The organism is Halomonas urmiana, assembly GCF_005780185.1.
Classification (GTDB): Bacteria; Pseudomonadota; Gammaproteobacteria; order Pseudomonadales; family Halomonadaceae; genus Halomonas; species Halomonas urmiana.
Genome location: NZ_VBUI01000117.1, coordinates 1 through 242 on the forward strand (window position 1 = coordinate 1; position 242 = coordinate 242).

The window sequence follows — 242 nt, forward strand, 5'->3', positions numbered from 1 at the left end:
GTACAGGCGCTTGAAGTCGATCAGCCAGTCAGACATCACCATCTGCCCGTAACCGCTGGGCACGCTCAGGCCCACGCGGCCCTGTAGCCCTTGGCCCAGCGTGGCAATGGTTTCGCGCGCGGCCAGCATCTCGTTTTGAATGGCGCGGCCATGCGCGTACAGGCGCAGGCCCACCTCGGTCGGCTCTACCCGGCGCGTGGTGCGGCGCACCAGTTGCACGCCCACCGACTTTTCCAGCTGGT

1 pseudogene is annotated in these 242 nt (G+C 66.5%); it reads right to left on the reverse strand.

Features of this window, described 5'->3' with window-relative positions:
* Window positions 1-225, reverse strand: a pseudogene (locus tag FEI13_RS18995) (hypothetical protein); the annotation flags it as partial.
* Between the last annotated feature and the right edge of the window lie 17 nt (window positions 226-242).